Consider the following 17,765-nt stretch of genomic DNA (forward strand, 5'->3'; position numbering starts at 1 on the left):
AGAAAGGGCGGGACGAGAAGTCTCCCACGGTCCGTACTGGCTAGAGTCGGAATCGAGCTTTTAGTCCCGCCCACCCCTTCAAGTCTAAACATACAAGCGGGCTTGCTCGCGAAGAGGGAGTGTCAGCCTCCGTTTAAGGTGCCTGACACTCCGCCTTCGCGGGCAAGCCCGCTCCCACAGGTCTTGTTTCAGTCCTAGAAATCCGTGGACAACGCCAGCTCATTCCACTCGGCCAGTTCCTGCGCCACCAAGCGGTTCTTCGCCTCGATTCGTGCAACCGTGTCGCTGCCCAGCGCCAGACGCTGCGGCGGGTTCGGTGCGTTGACCAGCGCCAGCATCGCTTCGGCAAACTTCTGCGGATCGCCCGGTTGCGCATGGTTGGCCGCTTCGGCAAAGGTGCGCATCTTGCCCACGGTTTCGTCGTAGTCCGGCAGCACCAGCGCGGTCTTGATCAGCGACTGCTCGTCGAGGAAGTCGGTGCGGAAGAAGCCCGGTTCAACCACCGTGGCATGAATGCCCAGCGGCGCCAGTTCCTGATGCAGCGCTTCGCTGATGCCTTCCACTGCGAACTTGGTCGAGCCATAGACACCCCAGCCCACGTAGGCCTGATAACCGCCAATCGACGAGATGTTGATGACCCGTCCACTGCGCTGGGCGCGCATGTGCGGCAGCACGGCGCGGGTGACGTTGAGCAGGCCGAACACGTTGGTGGCGAACAGGCGCTCGGTTTCGCTGGCGCTGGTTTCTTCGACGGCGCCCAACACGCCGAAGCCGGCATTGTTGATCAGCACATCGATGCGGCCGAAGCGTTTGATGCCTTCTGCCACCGCTTGGTGGGCTTCCTCTTCGCGGGTGACGTCCAGCCGCACGGCCAGCAGGTTCGGGTGATCGCCGAGGCGGTCGGTGATGTCTTGCGGATTGCGGGCGGTGGCAATCACGGCGTCACCGGCACGCAGGGCCTGCTCAGCGATAAGGATGCCAAAACCACGGGAAGCTCCGGTAATCAGCCAGGTACGCATATCAACTCCTCCTGTCGGTGACCCTGGCGAGATTGCCGGGGCCTTCTTGATGAGTTGAGTCGACTTTAAAGCCGTGCTACTGATGTGATAATCCCAACAAATTTTCATGACTTTGTGAAAGGCGCTCACAAATGAAAACCCCGTCCACGGCGGATCTGCCGATCTTTCTATGCATCGCCCAGCACCTGAATTTCAGCCGTGCAGCGGTGGATCTGGGCCTGACACCGTCCGCGCTGAGTCATTCGTTGCGGGCTCTGGAAAATCGCCTGGGCGTGCGCCTGTTCAATCGCACCACCCGCAGTGTGGCGCTGACCGAAGCGGGCGAGCGGTTATACGCGCGGCTGAAACCGGCGTTTCGCGACATCGACGACGCCCTCGAAGACCTCAATCAATTTCGCGACAAACCTTCCGGTAACCTGCGCATCACTGCGGGGCGCCAGGCCTGCGAACTGGTCCTGCTACCGATTGCCGGGGCGTTCCTTCAGGCCTATCCGGACATCCGCCTGGAAGTGGTCGAAAGCGATGCGCTGCTGGATATCGTCGCCTCCGGATTCGATGCGGGTGTGCGTTTCGGCAACCGGCTGGAAGCTGACATGGTGTCGTTACCCATCGGACCGAATCTGCGTTCAGTGGTGGTCGGATCACCCGGCTTTTTCGAACGACATCCCGCGCCACAGAAACCTGAAGATTTGCAGCCCCTGCCCTGCATCCGACATCGGTTCCCGAGCGGTTCGATATACCGCTGGGAATTCAAACGAGGTGGTATAGACCAGGAAATCGAGGTCAACGGCCCGCTGACCCTGGGCGATGTCAGCCTGATGATCGGCCCCGCGTTGCAGGGTTTGGGCCTGGCCTATGTGTTCGAGGACATGGCCCGCGAGCACTTGGCGAGCGGGCGGCTGGTGCAGGTGCTGGCGGACTGGTGCCCGTACTATCCCGGCCTGCATCTGTATTACCCGAGTCGGCGCCACGTACCGGCGCCGCTCAAGGCGTTTATCGATTTCGCCCGCAATGCCCGCGATGGCAAAACGGGCTGAGCCGCTTTACAGATATTTCAACCAGGCAATGTCGCGCCGCCGGGCCTTCAACTCCGAGAACCAGCGCACGGCCGGGAACAACACGACCGCCAGCACCATCGCCGCCAGCCAAACCGCCGTCACCGATGAAAAACCGAAATACGTGCCCTGATTAAGCCCGAACAACGCCACACCGATCAGGTACAGCACCTTCAGCGCATACAGGTGCAGCAAATAGAAAAACATCGGCGCCGAACCGAACACCGTCAGCCAGCGAATCCAGCGTCGATCCTGCGCGCGCTCGAACACCAGCAACAGCAGCAGCCCGACACTCACCGTCAACGTGATGAACAACAGCGACGGCGGGTATTTGGTGATGTTGAAAAAGCTCATCAGGGTTTGCAGGCTGTTGTCACTGATCGACCACGGTTTCTCGCCATAACCGTTGACCAGTCGCAGAGCCACGAACCCCAACAGCCCGGCGATACCTCCGATCAACAAACGGCGCTGCCGCACTCCGGCATCTGCAGCGCGAGCGAACCACGGCCCCAGCGCGTAACCCAGCCCGATCACGCCGATCCACGGCAACAACGGGTACGAGGTGCGCAGACGCAAGGTCTCACCGGCCTCGATCCAGCCACGGTCATGCAGGATTGCCCACGGTACGTGCAGCGCCGACTCCGTTGCGAAGTGCAGCCCGTCGAGCAGGTTGTGCCCGGCGATGATCGCCAGGCTCAGCGTCAACAGCAGCCAGCGTGGCAGCCAGACCAGCAGCGACAACGCGATCATGCTCAGGCCGATCGCCCAGATCACTTGCAGGTAGATCACCGTTGGTGGCAGCTGGAACGTCCAGGCGAAATTCACCAGGGTGAATTCGAGCGCGACCAGAAACAGTCCGCGCTTGAACAGGAAGGCACTGACGTCAGCCTTGCCGTCGTACTTCTCGCCGAACAGCCACGCCGACAACCCGGTCAGCAACACGAACACCGGCGCACACAGGTGCGCCAGGGTACGGCTGAAGAACAGCGCCGGCTCGGTGCTGGCGATGTCCATCGGGTCAGTGACCTGACGATGCAGCAGAAAGGTTTCGCGCACGTGGTCCAGCAACATGAACAGAATGACCAGGCCACGCAGCGCATCAATGGACAGCAACCGGCCAGTCGCCGAGGGGGCAGAACGGGGAACCGCAATCGTCATGGAGGTATCGCAATCGAAAGGTTGATCGATGCGACCGCCCGAAAGCGGCCACATAATTTGCGTTACCTTATAACATGAAAAACCGATCCAATCGCTAGCGGTTCTCAAACAGCGATCACGCAGTGCGCAGGATTTCCAGCACGACCTGCAACGGATGGCGCAACTGTCGATCGGCCTGACGCTTGACCTGACTGCGGCAGGAATACCCGGTGGCCAGCGCCTCGCCCTTTTCCATCGGCGCCTCGATCTGCTTCGCCCAGGATTGCTCGTAGATCACCGCCGAGGTCTCGCGATTGCGCGCTTCGTGTCCGTAAGTGCCGGACATGCCGCAGCACCCGGTGGCCTGGGTCGCGAGCTTCAGGCCGACACGTTCGAACACCTGCTCCCATTGCCGAGTGGCGGCCGGGGCGTTGGTTTTTTCGGTGCAGTGCGCCAGCAGGCGGAAGGTTTCGTCGCGGTGCTTACCGACTTGCTCCGGCATGACCTTGAGCAACCACTCCTGCACCAGCGCCACCTCCGGGCATTGCTCCATCCCCGGGACTTTCAGATATTCCTGGCGGTAGACCAGGGTCATGGCCGGGTCGAGCCCCACCAACGGCACGCCGATCTCGGCCAGTGCGCGCAATTGCCCGGCATTGCGCAACGCCGCGCGATTGAACGCCGACAGGAAACCCTGCACATGCAGCGGCTTGCCGTTGGCACTGAACGGTGCCAGATAAACCTGATAGCCCAGTCGCGAAATCAGCTCGATCAGATCCGCCAACAATGGCGCCTCGAAATACCGGGTGAAGGCATCCTGCACCAGCACCACACTGCGTTCGCGCTGGGCTGCAGTCAGCGCCGACAATGCCTCGACTGACGCCGGCTGAACCTGCCAGCGACGCATCGCCGCGTGGAAATCAAAACGGCTGAGCAACGGTACATCGACCATCCCGCCCAAGCGCTCTATCAATCGACGGCTGAACGAGGCGCCCATCAAGCCGTTGTAGAGCAACGGAATCCACGCCATGTACGGAATCGTGTACTCCAGCGAGGCGATCAGGTAATCCCGCGCCGGCCGCAGATAACGGGTGTGATACAGCTCGAGAAACCGCGAGCGGAAGTCCGGCACGTTGACTTTCACCGGGCACTGCCCCGCGCAGGATTTGCACGCCAGGCAGCCGGCCATGGCGTCGTACACCTCATGGGAGAAGTCCTGTTCCTGCGCACGACTGTTGCGCCAGCGCTGGACCAACGTGCTGAAAAACGGCGGACGGCGGCTGCCATCGGCCAACACATCAACCCCCGCCTCGCCCTGCAACCGCAGCCATTCGCGAATCAGCGAAGCACGGCCCTTCGGCGATTGCGCGCGCTGGCGGGTGGCTTTCCAAGACGGGCACATCGCATCGTCGGGATCGAAGTTGTAGCAGGCGCCGTTGCCGTTGCAATGCATGGCCGCGCCGTAGTCCTGCCAGACCTTCTCGTCGATCTGCCGATCGAGTTCGCCGCGCAGGGTCACTTCGTCAATCTTCAGCAATGCCGCGCCGGGAATGTCCGGCGTAGCGATCTTGCCGGGATTGAACTGGTTGAATGGATCGAACGCCGCCTTCAAGGCTTGCAACGCCGGGTACAACTCACCGAAGAACGCCGGTGCATATTCCGAACGCAGGCCCTTGCCGTGCTCGCCCCACAGCAGGCCGCCGTAACGCTGGGTCAGCGCGGCGACGCCGTCCGAAACGGGACGCACCAGTGCGGCTTGTTGCGGATCCTTCATGTCGAGAATCGGCCGCACGTGCAACACGCCGGCATCGACGTGGCCGAACATGCCGTATTGCAGTTGGTGACTGTCGAGCAGGTCGCGCAACTCGGCGATGTACTCGGCCAGGTGTTGTGGCGGCACAGCGGTGTCTTCAACGAACGGCTGCGGCCGCGCTTCACCGGCGACGTTGCCGAGCAGACCCACCGCTCGTTTGCGCATGCCGTAGACACGGTTCACCGCTGCATGACCGACGGCCAGCGTATGGCCCAGGCGCTCGACTGTGGCGTCGTTACCCAGGTGTTGGACGAAGGCTTCGACCCGGCGTTGCAGCTCCTCGGGATCGTCGCCGCAGAATTCCACCAGGTTGATCCCCAGCGTCGGCCGCTCGGCGCTTTCCGGAAAGTACTCGGCGACGCCGTGCCAGACGATGTCCTGCATCGCCAGCAACAGCACTTTGGAGTCGACGGTTTCGATCGACAATGGCTTGAGCGCCATCAACGCCCGGGCATCGCGCAAGGCATCCATGAAGCCGGCGTAGCGAATGTTCACCAGCATCGTGTGCTTGGGGATCGGCAACACGTTGAGCTTGGCCTCGACCACAAACCCCAGCGAACCTTCGGCGCCGCACAGCACGCTGTTGAGGTTGAAACGGTTGTCGGCTTCGCGTAGGTGCGCCAGGTCGTAGCCGGTCAGGCAGCGGTTGAGATCGGGGAAAGTTTCCCGGATCAGCTCGCCCTGCTCGTCGATGATTTGCCGCGCGCAGCGATACACTTCGCCGGCCCGGCCCTCGCGGGCGCACTCCGCTGCCAGCTCGCTTTCTTCCAGCGGGCGGCCGTGCAAACGTTCGCCACCGCGCAGAACCATGTGCAGCTCCAGCACATGGTCGCGGGTCTTGCCGTAGGTGCAACTGCCCTGGCCGCTGGCGTCGGTGTTGATCATGCCGCCGACGGTGGCCCGGTTCGAGGTCGACAGTTCCGGGGCGAAAAACAGCCCGGCGGATTTCAGGGCGGCGTTGAGTTGATCCTTCACCACACCGGCCTGCACCCGCACCCAACGCTGTTCAACGTTGATTTCGAGGATGCGGTTCATGTGCCGCGACAAGTCAACGACGATGCCGTCGGTCAACGACTGGCCGTTAGTGCCGGTGCCGCCGCCGCGAGGCGTGATCACCACTTTTTGGTAAGCCGGTTCGGCGATCAGGCGCGCCAGCAGCGCCACGTCGTCGGCATCACGCGGGAACACCGCCGCTTGCGGCAAGCGCTGATAGATCGAGTTGTCGGTGGCCAGCACCACGCGGCTGGCGTAGTCGGCACTGATTTCGCCGCGAAAACCGCCGGTTTCAAGGGCTTTGAGAAACTGTTGGTAATCGGTGTTCAACGCAGTGGAAGGCGACAGCTGGGCAATCATCGGGAGGGCAATCTCGGTCAAAAACGGGCCGTGTGGCGGTGAACAGTTGTGCGCAAGGAATGATTGCGTCACGCTCCCGCCATCTCATAGGCCTTATGTTCATTGCAGAGCGATGTCGGGACAACCGTAAAATCGACCCGCAATCCATGACTAAAACGAATGAATCCGCGAACCCTCACTCCCTCGATGTCGTTGCTGCTGGCTTTTGAAGCCGCTGCACGCCATGAAAGCTACACCCGCGCCGCCCACGAACTGTCGCTGACTCAGAGCGCCGTCAGCCGGCAGGTGCAGATTCTGGAAAAGATGCTCGGCATGCGCCTGTTCAGCCGCGAAGGCCGGCGGGTGATCCTTACCGACGTCGGGCGCATGTATCAGCGCGAACTGTCCGAAGCCCTCGGCCAGATCCGCAGTGCGACCTTGCAGGCCATGGCATTTGGCTCAGGCATCCACAGTTTGCGCCTGGCGACCCTGCCGACCTTCGGCTCGAAATGGCTGCTGCCGCGCTTGAAGGATTTCTACACCGCGCACCCGGGCATGACCGTTCATCTTCATTCGCGCATCGAGACGATTGACTTCGACACCAGCGAAATCGACGCGGCGATTTGCGTCGGTGGCGGTGACTGGCCGGGGCTGACCGCCCACCGCCTGCACACCGAAGAACTGGTGGTGATCGCCAGTGCGCAGCTGTCCGATGCCGAACGCCGTGCGGCCGACAAGGACATCGCCGGGCAACTGCTGCTCAACGTCAGCAGCAACGCTCAGGCCTGGTCCGAGTGGTTCAGCCATCATGCCCTGCCCCATCGCAGTATGCGCATTGGCCCGAGTTTCGAGATGACCTCGCACTTGATCCAGGCCGTGCGCGCCAATATCGGGATCGGGCTGGTGCCGAGGATTCTGGTGGAAGATGAATTGCATAACGGCGAGCTATTGCAACTGGGTGAACCGATCAGCAGCCGGCGCAGCTATTACCTGGTTTACCCGGCGCGCAATGAGTCGCTGGCGTCGCTGAAGGCGTTTCGCGACTGGTTGATGCGTACGCTTTGAAACAACAGAGGGCGCCGTTTGGCGCCCTCTGGTTTTGCTCGATCAGAATCGCGGCTTCAGCGCTTTCCAGTCAGGTTTATAGCGTTGCATCTGCCGCACATCATCGCGCTGGCGGATGCCGCAGGTCAGGTACTGGTCATGCAGCTTGCCCAGTTGATCGTGATCCAGTTCCAGCCCCAGGCCCGGCGCACGCGTGATCTTCACGCAGCCATCGACAATCGGCAGCTTGCCGCCCTTGATCACCTCTTCATCCGGCTCCTGCCACGGATAATGGGTGTCGCACGCGTAATCCAGATTCGGCACCGCAGCCGCCACGTGCGCCATGGCCATAAGGCTGATGCCCAGGTGTGAGTTGGAATGCATCGACACGCCGAGGCCGAAGGTGTCGCACATTTTCGCCAGGGTCTGGGTGTCGCGCAGACCGCCCCAGTAATGGTGATCGGCGAGGACAATCTGCACGCTGTTCTGCGCCACGCTGCGGCGGAACTCGTCGAAATCAGTGACCACCATGTTGGTGGCCAGCGGTAGCCCGGTGCGTTTGTGCAGCTCGGCCATGCCGTCGAGACCCGGGGTCGGATCCTCGTAATACTGCAGATCATCACCCAGCAACTCGGCCATGCGGATCGAGGTTTCCAGCGACCAGTTGCCGTTGGGATCGATGCGCAGTGGATAACCGGGAAAGGCCTTTTTCAGCGCCTTGATGCACGCCACTTCGTGCTCCGGCGGCAACGTGCCGGCCTTGAGCTTGATGCTCTTGAAACCGTACGCCTCGATCATCCGCGCAGCCTGGGCGACGATTTGCTGCTCGTTCAGCGCCTCGCCCCAGTTGTCCGGTTTGTAGGGTGAATCGACGTGCTGCGCATACTTGAAAAACAGGTAGGCACTGAACGGCACTTCGTCGCGCACCGCTCCGCCCAGCAGATCCACCAGCGGCACATTCAGGTAATGGGCCTGCAAGTCGAGAAACGCCACTTCGAACGCCGAATACGCATTGCTGACGGCCTTGCTGGCGTGGGAACCGGGCGCCAGTTCGGCACCCGCCAGACTGGCCGGTTTGTGGGCGGCAACCGTGGTCTGAACGATCCGACGCAGCTGATTGAGATTAAACGGATCGAGGCCGATCAACTGCGACTGCACCTGTTGCTGGATCGCCAACGCCGGGGCATCGCCATAGCTTTCGCCGAGGCCGATGTAGCCGTTGTCACTCTCGATCTCGATGATCGAGCGCAGGGCGAACGGTTCATGGATGCCACTGGCGTTGAGCAGCGGCGGATCACGGAAAGCGATCGGAGTGACGGTGACGCGAGTGATTTTCAAAATGACGCTCCTGTTGAGTCGGAATCAGTGGCTCGCCACCGGGTTGGCCGTCGGCGCAACGGCGGTTTCGGGTTCAGGCTTTGCCGGGGTGTTGCCTTTGGCGCCTGGCGCCATGCGGGCGAAGAAGATCACTACTGCCGCTACCAGCGAAGTAGCGGCCAGGCCATACAGACCGCCCTCGATAGAGCCGGTGGTCTGTTCCAGAAAACCGAACGCGGTCGGCGCAACGAAGCCGCCCAGATTGCCGATGGAGTTGATCAGCGCAATGACTGCCGCCGCGATGCGCGCATCCAGATAGCTCTGCGGAATTGGCCAGAACAGTGCCGAAGCCGCCTTGAAACCGATGGCCGCGAAACAGATGGCGACGAAGGCGAAAATCGGCCCGCCGGTGGTGGACATGAACATGCCGAACGATGCGATCACCAGCGTCAGTGCGACCCAGGCCTGCTGGAATTTCCACTTGCCCGCAAGCGCCGCAAAGCCGTACATCGCGACAATGGAAATGATCCACGGCACCGAGTTGAGCAGCCCGACCTGGAAGTCGCCGAGGTTGCCCATTTTCTTGATCATGCTCGGCAGCCAGAAGGTGGCGCCGTAGATGGTCAGGGCGATGGAGAAGTAGATGAAGCAGAACAATGCGATCTGCCGATCCGCCAATAGTTTGAACATCGATGGTTTGGCGACGTGGGTCGCTTCGCGGGCACGTTGTTCCTCGGTGATTGCCATCACCAGCGCTTCACGCTCCTCTTCGGTCAGCCACTTGGCCTGACGCGGATGGGATTGCAGCCAGAACCAGACAAACCCGCAGAGCACTACCGACGCGGCACCTTCGATCAGGAACATCCACTGCCAGCCGTGCAGGCCCAGACCGCTGATATGCAACAGCGCGCCGGACACTGGACCGGAAATTACCGAAGCGATTGCCGAGCCGCTGAGAAACACCGCCATGGTCTTGCCGCGTTCAGAAGCCGGCAGCCATTGGGTGAAGTAATAAATGATCCCCGGGAAGAACCCGGCTTCGGCAGCGCCCAGGATGAAGCGCAGCACGTAGAAACTGGTTTCGCCTTTGACGAACGCCATGGCCATCGCCGCTGCGCCCCAGGTGAACATGATCCGCGTCAGCCAGGCGCGGGCGCCGTAGCGTTGCAGAAGCATGTTGGACGGCACTTCAAACAAGGCGTAACCGATGAAAAACAGACCGGCGCCAAGGCCATAGGCGGCAGCGCCGATACCCAGATCGGTTTCCAGATGACTGCGCACGAAACCGATGTTGACCCGGTCGATGTAGTTGACGATGAACATCACCACGAACAACGGCAGCACGTGGCGCTTGACCTTGGCGGCGGCGCAGGCGAGTACCGTGATGTCCGGCGGACTCTGGAGGGTTTTCAAGGGGCGACTCCCGATCTTTGTTTTTGTAGGGAAGGCCTGTTCAGGCGTAGAGCGATCATGGACGGGGCAATTGATCCCGTCTAATCTAACCTGGCATTCGATTGATACCTGGATTAGATCAATGTTCGAATTGACCCAACTGCGCTGCTTCACCACTGTCGCCACCGAACTCAACTTCCGCCGTGCCGCCGAGCGGTTGAACATGACCCAGCCGCCACTCAGCCGGCAGATCCAGTTACTGGAACATCATCTGGGCGTCGAACTGTTTACCCGCAGCACGCGCAGTGTCGCGCTCACCGCCGCCGGCCGGGCGTTTTTCATCGAAGCGCAGAATCTGCTCGAACGCGCGCAACAGGCTGCCGTCACCGCCCGGCGCTTTGCCGAGGGCGATATCGGTTCGGTGAACATCAGTTTTGTCGGCAGCGCGGTGTACGAATTTCTGCCCAAGGTCATCGCCGAGGCGCGCCTCAAGCAGCCGCAGGTGAAGATCGACCTGACTGAAATGAACACCTATCAGCAACACGAAGCCCTGCGTGCCCGACGCATCGATCTGGGCATCGTCCGCGCGCCGTTGCTCGAGCCTGGTTACGCCACCGAATGCCTGGTGCGCGAGCCATTTGTGCTGGCGGTGCCGAGCGGCCATCGACTGGCGGAGGCAGACGACGTTTCAGTGAAGGATCTGGATGGGCAGCCGTTCCTGATGTATTCCCACGCGGCCTATCCACCGTTCAACGAATTGCTCACCGGCATGCTGCGCTCGGCCCGCGTCGCTCCGGATTATGTGCAGTGGCTGGGGTCTTCATTGACGATTCTGGCGCTGGTCAATGCAGGCATGGGACTGGCGCTGGTGCCGCGTTGCGCGACCAGTGTGGTGTTCAGGAATGTGGTGTTTCGCGAGATCGACCTGGGCGAAGGGGTGCAGAGCGAGCTGCATCTGATCTGGCGGGAGAACAACGACAACCCGGCGTTTGCGATGTTGCTGGAGGGCATTCGCCGGGCGGTGAAGGATGGATGGGGTTAAGAGCGGGCTTGCGATGATGGGGGGTACTTCAGCGGTGGTGGTGCCTTTGGGCCTGTGATCAATGGTTTCTCCAACAGCTTCCCGTCGGGCCCTACGAAAAGTCGCTCCAGATGTTGCGGCATTGGTTGCGGTGCTCTGGCGGTCATGATGAACCCTCTGATGCCGGGCTGAATTCAACCCATTTAACCTTCGCGGAATCTATCAGCAAAAATTCAGCGCCAATAGGATCCAATTTGCCATCTTCATTGAGCCAGCGTGGAAACCTCATCAAGAACTGCCCGGTGCTCGACTCCGGTGGCCACTCGACTGGCCAGCCTAGGACGCGCCTTTCATCCTCCAGATGAAGGGTGATGAATCGGTCATATTGAGCAAACGCGCAGAACCATTCACTGGGATAGGAAGATTGTTTCGTTACGTTTCTGCTGCGCAACCACCTATGCAATTTGCCATTAGTTGCCAGACAACAAGCCATCAATCCCAGCAGCAAGGACGCAGAAAATGCCCAGCACGTTTCAGCTTTCGCATCCCATCTCCCTACAGAAATCCCCTGCTCTCCCACCCACACACAAACTGCCCCAATACCCAGCACCATCCCGTGAATCACAAACGTGAAAATCAACGCCTGCACAATCTGTCCGAACGTATCCGGCCGTTTGAACGCCGTCAGGGTGTAGAAAATCCAGGTCGAGACAAACCCCGGGATCAGGTACTGCAACAACGGAATCACTTCTTTCACCAGATCATCCATGATCGGTCGCTCCTTGAATCAAAAAAACACTCCTCCTAAAACAGCGATGCCGGCCCGTAATGAGCCGGCATTCAAAGCCTAGTGCACGCGGGAGAAACGCTCGCGATCATCTGTCACCGCGCATTACATATCCTGCAGAATTCGATCCACGCCCTTCTCTGCCGCCATCAGCACCGCCGCATGAGGGTTGATGCACGACCTGGATCGTTTCATCATCGCGCAAGGTTTCGAGGAGTAACGCCATGACCCGTTATCAGCCATTGAATTGTGACCTTTACGACTACCTGGAAATCGCTTGCCTGCGCGGCTATCAGCTCGACATCGAGTTGATCGACGGTCAGCGGCTGATGGCCAAAGCCGTGACCACGCGAACCAGCAGTGACAAAGAAGAATTCCTGGTGATCGAGCAACAAGCCGCGCAACAGGAAATTCGCCTCGACCAACTGCTTGCCATCACGCCTCAGGAGACCAACGCCGAGTTCGGTCGGGTGGTCCTTGCCGAAGGGGTTTGCGCAATCTGAAAAAAATCCCGCTCGGAATCAACCGGCGGGATTTTTTTGTGACACGTCGCTTTACGCGACACGGGAATCACCGGATCCGCAGCAGCCAGCGCAATCTCACGGTCAGCCGCTGGCCGGTTTGTGACCCTACAGACAGTCGCGCACCGCTTTGCGCAACGACCCGGACTTCGCCCACGGCGGCCCCTGATACAGGGAAACGCGGCTGCCGTCCTTGTACTTGACCACATCGAGAATCTCGTCGGCGGTGACGATGCTCGGCGCAGTGATCCGGTAGCCATTGGAAATTGCTGCCTGGGACGTCCTGGCAACGTCCTGCTGCCACAGCGGCAATACACACGCGGCGTAGTCTTTGGGAGCCTTACCGCTGATCTTGCTGACATTCGGCTCGCCCGGCACCAGTGAAGCAGGCAACGAACAACCGGCCAATGCCGCCATCAGCATCCCCCCGATCAACATCCGCATGGTAATTCCTTCATCTGAAAAAACGCGAATGTACCCTGTAACTGTTCAGACATCCATCGTAGCGCTCGGCCTGTATTCCTCGTAAACCGGACTCATCAGCTCACCGACAGATGACCTTGCCCCACTCCCAAAAAATGCAGCTACTCTGTTTTACCGAGAATGTTCCGGAGGTGATCATGCGGCTCAATGAATACGAACACGAACTTCAGCGTGACCTGCAAAGCGTGGCATCGGACCTGAGATGGTCGGCGGTGGACCTCAAGCGCATCGCCGAGCAACTGCGCCAGTCAGGCAATGAAGCGGACGCCCAGGCGGTGCTCAGATCCTGCGAGGTGCTGCAAAGCGATGAGGAACGCCTGCAACTGTATGCCCGGGAAGTGAAAGCCCGCGCCATCAGCCGAACCAAAGTCCACTGAAACCCACCCGGTCCACAACAAAAAGCCCCGGACATCCGGGGCTTTTTCTCCACAGGCCTTCAGCCTGTCTTGCGACCGCGTACACGGCTCTTGTACCCCGGCAGCGCAGCGGCATACGCCAGCGCTTCCTCGCGACTGGCAAACGAAGCGAGCCGGTCACCCTGCGTGCAGACTCGCCAAGGGCCATTGTTGACGCTGAGTACGTCGTAGCCATTCATGTGCATTTTGTTCAGCATCGCCATGCTCATAGGCACCTCCTGTCTCTGTAACGAACTTTTGCACCTTACACCCGCAGCGCTTCATCGTGCCGACCGGACGTCGCACCATAGCAGCGTCAAGTCTCCGGCACTTTTGCCCCTGCCAGGCACTCAGAAGCTCTAAACCGGCAGCGGCCCAAATATTGCTAATTCATGACAGATTTATGACAAACGGCAATCGGGTAACACATGAAAGTAAGAGCAACCGTCATCTGCGAGCAGGATCGGCATATTCTCCTGGTGCGCAAACCCAGATGCCGCTGGACACTGCCGGGGGGCACCGTCGAGCCGGGAGAAACCCGCGAGCAAGCCGCCGCCCGCGAACTCCAGGAAGAAACCGGGCTCAGCACCGATCAGTTGTTGTACCTGATGGAGTTGCAGAACGGCACCACACGCCACCACGTCTACGAGGCGTCGGTGCTGAACATTGATCAGGTTCGCCCGTTGAATGAGATTGTCGACTGTCTCTGGCACCCGCTGGATGCGGTGCAGAACCTGAACGTCAGTGACGCCACGCTGAGCATCGTCCGCGCCTTTCAGCGGCGTCTTTGACCGTCAGCCGGCGAACGCCCGGCGTCCGGCGCTCATTTCCGTGCGTAGCTCGCCAATGAAATTGGAGATGTCACGAATGGTGACCAGATGCTCCGGGGAAACCCCGTTGAGCAACAGCTCGACACGCCCGCTGTCGGGTTCGTAAACCTTGATCTGCAAGAGTCCCTGCGCCGTTTCGGTGCAATCGCAATACAGCGGCGAGAAGCCGGATTCGACGATGCGGCAAATGTCGGCAATGGCGATCATGGGGGCACGCCTCACAGGCGTTGGCTCGGGCAACCCGATGAGCATAGATGAGCTTTTATCGCCCCGCTTGCGCCGACACCTGCAGAATTTGCCAACCGCTTCACATTTCACATCACCGCACTCAGTGGGCGTCATGGTCCCAGATCCAGTTCCAGATCCCTGGCAGGTTCACCGGTTTCGACGACTCACGCACGGTGCGCGCCAATGCGGCTTTTTCCAATGTCGCGCGATCATCATAGAACGGTTTTTCTGCCAGTCGCACGCCGGTGGCAGCGGCGCTGTCGAGCAGAATCTGCAAGTACTCGCGGGTGTGGCGGGCGGTGTAGCGGTTGAGGTCATGGAAGGTCACCACCACCGGAATCACCCCGTCCACCGTTGGCAGTTCACCGAGGGCAATCCGTTCGCGGACTTCCGATAGCTGACGCAGCATGTTCGCCCGCCGCCGGGGACTGGCGTTGAAGCCCCAGATCTTGCCGTCATTGGCGCTCAGATCGGTCAGCAACACCTGCATATGGTGCTGCTGATAAGCGGCAAAGGTGCGTTTGTCGTAGTTCCAGAATGGCGGGCGCAATAACGTCGGCGGCGCGCCAGTGATCGCCGCGATGTCCGCCGAGCCGTTGGTCAATGAGGTTTCGAGCTCATCCGGGTCGAGCAATCGATGATTGGTGTGCCAATGGGTGGCCGTGTGAAAGCCCAGAATGTGCCCTTCGTCATACTCGCGGCGCATGACTCGCCGACCGATCTCGCTGTTGCCTGCTCGGGGTGCGCGGGTCTGGACGAAAAACACCGCTTTGATCCCCGGCTCCAGCGGGTTGTCCTTGAGGCTGTCGAGCACGGTTTCGGTGGGATTGAAAAAACTCGAAGCGCTGGGCCCGTCATCAAAGGTCAACAGAAACCGCACAGGCGCCTGGGCCTTGAGCCGGGTCTCGGTCTGCTCGGTCATTTCGATGGGAGCGGCGATGCAACCGGCCAACCCGACGGCCACTGCCATCGCGCAGAAAAGCTTGAACCACTGTGTCATGTTTTGCCTTGCGCCCGACCCTTGCGGTCATGTTGTCGATTGGCAAAACTCCTTCGCCGCTGCTGCCTCCCTGCGACCCAATGAGATGGGCCGAGGTTGGATAAAGATACACAGGGTTTGGTTCCGGCGCTCGCTCAGCGTGCCAGCGCCTGTTGAAACGAGCTGTCGATGATCCCGGCCGTGGCCAGCGGAGCCGGCAGCGCCTTGACCTTGAACAGGAAGTCGGCCGTGCTTTGCAGATCGGCGGCAGCCTGCTGATCCACCGGGCCGACCGTCATGTGCGCCTGGCGCAACCAGTGCCGCGAAACCTGTTGATCGAGGTTGGCTTTCTTCGCCCACAGGTCGGCGTATTCGTCGGTGTGACTGTCGACCCAGGCCCGGGCCTGCTTCAGGCGTCCGAGGAAATCGGCGATCGCTTCACGCTTGCTGTCGATGGACGGCGCCGATGCCGCAATCGCACTCAGGCCCGGCATCAGGTTTTTCGCCGTGAGAATAGGTCGCGCACCGGAGAACACGATCTGCTGGGAGATGTACGGTTCCCAGACCGGGAACGCATCAATGCTGCCTTGTGGCAGCGCCGCCGCTGCATCAATCGGCATCAGCTTGACGAAGTCGACGTAATTTTCCGGCAAACCGTCCTGCTCCAGCGCCCGCAAGGTCAACTGCTGACTCCAGGCACCTGGCCAGTAGGCGACTTTCTTGCCCTTCAGATCCTCGATGGTTTTCACCGGAGAATCCTTGGGCACCAACAGGGCGATGGTGTCCGGGTTCTGCCGCGATACACCGATCAGTTTCACCGGCGCCTGTTTGGCGGCCAGAAACAGAAACCCTGAATCCCCAAGAAAACCCAGATCCAGCGACCCGGTCTGCAACGCTTCGGCCAACGGAGCAGCGGCCTGGAAGTGTTTCCAGTCGACCGTGTAAGGAGCGTCCTTCAATACGCCGGACGCTTCTATGGACGCGCGGATGTTGTAGTAATTCTGGTCGCCGACGTGCAGGACCAAGGGTTCGGCAGCGTAGGTCAATGGAGTGGCAAACAGTGCGCTGGTCAACGCGGCGCGTAGGAAACGTGAGAGCTTCATGGCGAGTCCTGCAGAAGGGATTTTTATAGACCATAACGCTCTTACAAATAAGATTTGAAATTCGATTAGCGCATAAGCTCAGCACCTTCCCGTTGCACTGTTGGCCGAGCAACAGTGGCTCGGCACAGTGTTTTCCCTGCAACACTTCCAACTTGAAAAACCGGCGTTAAACCCCGTAAATACGGGACAAGGCGCACATGGCATAAAGCCTGCAATATTCCATTCATGCAGGAAGCATTCGATAAAAATATCTTTTTGGACATAAGAATCTGTTGCCTTGCCGGAGCGTGCCCATGAAATCCCTCTTACCGTTTTCCCGCGTCAAAACGCTGCTCGCGGCCTGCGCAGTAGCCCTGAGTCTGCAACCGCTCGCCCACGCTGCCGAAGCGCCGCCAGCCGAAGTGCATCTGGATTACGCTTATTACTCGCCGGTCAGCCTGGCGCTCAAACATCTGGGCTACCTGGAAAAAGCCCTGCCCCAGAGCAAAATCAGCTGGGTGCTGAGCCAGGGCAGCAACCGCTCGCTGGAATACCTGAACAGCGGCGGCGTGGATTTCGCCTCTTCGGCCAGCCTCGCCGCCGTGCTCAGCCGCGCCAATGGCAGCCCGATCAAATCGGTCTACGTCTACAGCCGCGCCGAATGGACCGCGCTGGTGGTGCGCAAGGACTCGCCGATCCAGTCCGTCGTCGACCTCAAGGGCAAGAAAATCGCCGCCACCAAGGGCACCGATCCGTATCTGTTCACCCTGCGCACCCTGCAACAGGCCGGGCTGAAAAAGGACGACGTGGAACTGGTGCACCTGCAACACCCGGACGGCCGCACCGCGCTGGAGAAAGGCGATGTCGACGCCTGGGCCGGTCTTGATCCGCACATGGCCGCCAGTCAGGTGCAGGCCGGCTCGCGCCTGCTGTACCGCAATCGCGACTTCAACAGCTACGGCGTGGTCAGCGTCACCGAGCAATACGCCAAGCAACACCCGCAAACCATCGACACCGTGATCAAGGCCTATGAGCAGGCCCGCGAGTGGTCGGTGAAGAACCCCGACGAATTGGCAAAGTTGCTCGCCAGCGAATCCGGCCTGCCGCTGGACGTGGCCAAACTGCAACTGTCGCGCACCGACCTGAGCAGCCCGCAATTGACCGCCAGGGACGTGCTGGCATCGAAAGCCGCCGCGCCGATTCTGGTCTCCGAAGAACTGGTGCGCCGTGGGGTGAATGTCGATCAGGTCATCGATCAATTGATCGACACCGGTTTCCAGCAAGTCGCCGCCGCCCAGTAACCGATCAGGCCCATGACACGTCCGCGTCC

The 17,765-nt window shown here is 60.4% G+C and carries 18 protein-coding genes; 7 read left to right on the forward strand and 11 right to left on the reverse strand.

Annotated elements, in window-relative coordinates; translation table 11 throughout:
• Positions 1–194: 194 nt before the first annotated feature.
• A complete protein-coding gene (locus tag CAF77_RS06795) occupies positions 195–1,019 on the reverse strand; it encodes an oxidoreductase (RefSeq protein ID WP_085654209.1) in 825 nt (274 codons plus the stop codon).
• A 131-nt stretch (positions 1,020–1,150) separates the two neighbouring features.
• Here CAF77_RS06795 and CAF77_RS06800 point away from each other — a divergent pair, with 131 nt between their 5' ends.
• A complete protein-coding gene (locus CAF77_RS06800; RefSeq protein WP_085654210.1) occupies positions 1,151–2,056 on the forward strand; it encodes a LysR family transcriptional regulator in 906 nt (301 codons plus the stop codon).
• Positions 2,057–2,062: 6 nt separating this feature from the next.
• Here CAF77_RS06800 and CAF77_RS06805 read toward each other — a convergent pair whose 3' ends face one another.
• Positions 2,063–3,232, reverse strand: coding sequence for a DUF1624 domain-containing protein (locus tag CAF77_RS06805; RefSeq protein WP_085654385.1), 1,170 nt, complete (start codon positions 3,230–3,232; stop codon positions 2,063–2,065).
• 115 nt (positions 3,233–3,347) lie between these two features.
• Positions 3,348–6,377 (reverse strand): FAD-binding and (Fe-S)-binding domain-containing protein, encoded by a 3,030-nt coding sequence (locus CAF77_RS06810; protein WP_085654211.1) that lies wholly within the window; start codon positions 6,375–6,377, stop codon positions 3,348–3,350.
• Positions 6,378–6,536: 159 nt separating this feature from the next.
• On the opposite strand from CAF77_RS06810, the gene CAF77_RS06815 reads away from it, so the two are divergent.
• Entirely contained in the window at positions 6,537–7,421 is an 885-nt protein-coding gene (locus CAF77_RS06815; RefSeq protein ID WP_011334658.1) for a LysR substrate-binding domain-containing protein, read from the forward strand.
• A gap of 42 nt (positions 7,422–7,463) precedes the next feature.
• Here the strand turns inward: CAF77_RS06815 and CAF77_RS06820 are convergent, their stop codons facing one another.
• Together CAF77_RS06820 and CAF77_RS06825 are read right to left on the reverse strand one after the other, a co-directional pair.
• Complete coding sequence (locus tag CAF77_RS06820) at positions 7,464–8,738, reverse strand: glucarate dehydratase family protein (protein ID WP_085654212.1); 1,275 nt, start codon at positions 8,736–8,738, stop codon at positions 7,464–7,466.
• 24 nt (positions 8,739–8,762) lie between these two features.
• Positions 8,763–10,130 (reverse strand): MFS transporter, encoded by a 1,368-nt coding sequence (locus tag CAF77_RS06825; protein ID WP_085654213.1) that lies wholly within the window; start codon positions 10,128–10,130, stop codon positions 8,763–8,765.
• A gap of 121 nt (positions 10,131–10,251) precedes the next feature.
• On the opposite strand from CAF77_RS06825, the gene CAF77_RS06830 reads away from it, so the two are divergent.
• Positions 10,252–11,151, forward strand: coding sequence for a LysR substrate-binding domain-containing protein (locus CAF77_RS06830; protein ID WP_064379392.1), 900 nt, complete (start codon positions 10,252–10,254; stop codon positions 11,149–11,151).
• A 142-nt stretch (positions 11,152–11,293) separates the two neighbouring features.
• Here the strand turns inward: CAF77_RS06830 and CAF77_RS06835 are convergent, their stop codons facing one another.
• Complete coding sequence (locus CAF77_RS06835) at positions 11,294–11,899, reverse strand: DUF6338 family protein (protein WP_085654214.1); 606 nt, start codon at positions 11,897–11,899, stop codon at positions 11,294–11,296.
• 242 nt (positions 11,900–12,141) lie between these two features.
• Between CAF77_RS06835 and CAF77_RS06840 the strand changes: the two genes are divergently transcribed.
• Positions 12,142–12,420, forward strand: a complete 279-nt coding sequence (locus tag CAF77_RS06840) for a Rho-binding antiterminator (protein ID WP_064379396.1) — start codon at positions 12,142–12,144, stop codon at positions 12,418–12,420.
• Between the two features lie 126 nt (positions 12,421–12,546).
• On the opposite strand, the gene CAF77_RS06845 is transcribed toward CAF77_RS06840, so the two are convergent.
• On the reverse strand, positions 12,547–12,882 hold the full coding sequence (locus CAF77_RS06845) for a hypothetical protein (RefSeq protein ID WP_064379398.1): 336 nt from the start codon (positions 12,880–12,882) through the stop codon (positions 12,547–12,549).
• A 176-nt stretch (positions 12,883–13,058) separates the two neighbouring features.
• Between CAF77_RS06845 and CAF77_RS06850 the strand changes: the two genes are divergently transcribed.
• Positions 13,059–13,298, forward strand: a complete 240-nt coding sequence (locus CAF77_RS06850; RefSeq protein ID WP_007950501.1) for a hypothetical protein — start codon at positions 13,059–13,061, stop codon at positions 13,296–13,298.
• Positions 13,299–13,357: 59 nt separating this feature from the next.
• On the opposite strand, the gene CAF77_RS06855 is transcribed toward CAF77_RS06850, so the two are convergent.
• Complete coding sequence (locus CAF77_RS06855) at positions 13,358–13,546, reverse strand: hypothetical protein (RefSeq protein WP_039766970.1); 189 nt, start codon at positions 13,544–13,546, stop codon at positions 13,358–13,360.
• A gap of 198 nt (positions 13,547–13,744) precedes the next feature.
• Between CAF77_RS06855 and CAF77_RS06860 the strand changes: the two genes are divergently transcribed.
• A complete protein-coding gene (locus tag CAF77_RS06860) occupies positions 13,745–14,107 on the forward strand; it encodes an NUDIX hydrolase (protein ID WP_085654215.1) in 363 nt (120 codons plus the stop codon).
• Positions 14,108–14,110: 3 nt separating this feature from the next.
• On the opposite strand, the gene CAF77_RS06865 is transcribed toward CAF77_RS06860, so the two are convergent.
• From CAF77_RS06865 to CAF77_RS06875, 3 genes are all read right to left on the reverse strand, one after another.
• Positions 14,111–14,353 (reverse strand): DUF1652 domain-containing protein, encoded by a 243-nt coding sequence (locus CAF77_RS06865; protein ID WP_011334667.1) that lies wholly within the window; start codon positions 14,351–14,353, stop codon positions 14,111–14,113.
• 121 nt (positions 14,354–14,474) lie between these two features.
• Positions 14,475–15,374: a polysaccharide deacetylase family protein gene (locus CAF77_RS06870; protein WP_085654216.1), complete on the reverse strand. Its 900-nt coding sequence runs from the start codon at positions 15,372–15,374 to the stop codon at positions 14,475–14,477.
• 134 nt (positions 15,375–15,508) lie between these two features.
• Positions 15,509–16,456 (reverse strand): ABC transporter substrate-binding protein, encoded by a 948-nt coding sequence (locus CAF77_RS06875; protein ID WP_085654217.1) that lies wholly within the window; start codon positions 16,454–16,456, stop codon positions 15,509–15,511.
• A 293-nt stretch (positions 16,457–16,749) separates the two neighbouring features.
• Between CAF77_RS06875 and CAF77_RS06880 the strand changes: the two genes are divergently transcribed.
• Positions 16,750–17,736: an aliphatic sulfonate ABC transporter substrate-binding protein gene (locus CAF77_RS06880; protein WP_064379408.1), complete on the forward strand. Its 987-nt coding sequence runs from the start codon at positions 16,750–16,752 to the stop codon at positions 17,734–17,736.
• The last annotated feature ends 29 nt before the right edge of the window (positions 17,737–17,765 follow it).

The sequence above is a fragment of the Pseudomonas sp. R15(2017) genome (assembly GCF_002112685.1).
In the GTDB taxonomy this organism is placed as follows: Bacteria; Pseudomonadota; Gammaproteobacteria; order Pseudomonadales; family Pseudomonadaceae; genus Aquipseudomonas; species Aquipseudomonas glycinae.

Bases quoted from the DNA above. Each gene is read 5' to 3' on its own strand.
- CAF77_RS06865 (WP_011334667.1), bottom strand. From the start codon at position 14,353: ATGATCGCCATTGCCGACATTTGCCGCATCGTCGAATCCGGCTTCTCG.
- CAF77_RS06875 (WP_085654217.1), bottom strand. From the start codon at position 16,456: ATGAAGCTCTCACGTTTCCTACGCGCCGCGTTGACCAGCGCACTGTTT.
- CAF77_RS06880 (WP_064379408.1), top strand. From the start codon at position 16,750: ATGAAATCCCTCTTACCGTTTTCCCGCGTCAAAACGCTGCTCGCGGCC.
- CAF77_RS06800 (WP_085654210.1), top strand. From the start codon at position 1,151: ATGAAAACCCCGTCCACGGCGGATCTGCCGATCTTTCTATGCATCGCC.
- CAF77_RS06815 (WP_011334658.1), top strand. From the start codon at position 6,537: ATGAATCCGCGAACCCTCACTCCCTCGATGTCGTTGCTGCTGGCTTTT.
- CAF77_RS06855 (WP_039766970.1), bottom strand. From the start codon at position 13,546: ATGAGCATGGCGATGCTGAACAAAATGCACATGAATGGCTACGACGTA.
- CAF77_RS06830 (WP_064379392.1), top strand. From the start codon at position 10,252: ATGTTCGAATTGACCCAACTGCGCTGCTTCACCACTGTCGCCACCGAA.
- CAF77_RS06805 (WP_085654385.1), bottom strand. From the start codon at position 3,232: ATGACGATTGCGGTTCCCCGTTCTGCCCCCTCGGCGACTGGCCGGTTG.
- CAF77_RS06860 (WP_085654215.1), top strand. From the start codon at position 13,745: ATGAAAGTAAGAGCAACCGTCATCTGCGAGCAGGATCGGCATATTCTC.
- CAF77_RS06795 (WP_085654209.1), bottom strand. From the start codon at position 1,019: ATGCGTACCTGGCTGATTACCGGAGCTTCCCGTGGTTTTGGCATCCTT.
- CAF77_RS06850 (WP_007950501.1), top strand. From the start codon at position 13,059: ATGCGGCTCAATGAATACGAACACGAACTTCAGCGTGACCTGCAAAGC.
- CAF77_RS06870 (WP_085654216.1), bottom strand. From the start codon at position 15,374: ATGACACAGTGGTTCAAGCTTTTCTGCGCGATGGCAGTGGCCGTCGGG.
- CAF77_RS06845 (WP_064379398.1), bottom strand. From the start codon at position 12,882: ATGCGGATGTTGATCGGGGGGATGCTGATGGCGGCATTGGCCGGTTGT.
- CAF77_RS06840 (WP_064379396.1), top strand. From the start codon at position 12,142: ATGACCCGTTATCAGCCATTGAATTGTGACCTTTACGACTACCTGGAA.
- CAF77_RS06835 (WP_085654214.1), bottom strand. From the start codon at position 11,899: ATGGATGATCTGGTGAAAGAAGTGATTCCGTTGTTGCAGTACCTGATC.
- CAF77_RS06810 (WP_085654211.1), bottom strand. From the start codon at position 6,377: ATGATTGCCCAGCTGTCGCCTTCCACTGCGTTGAACACCGATTACCAA.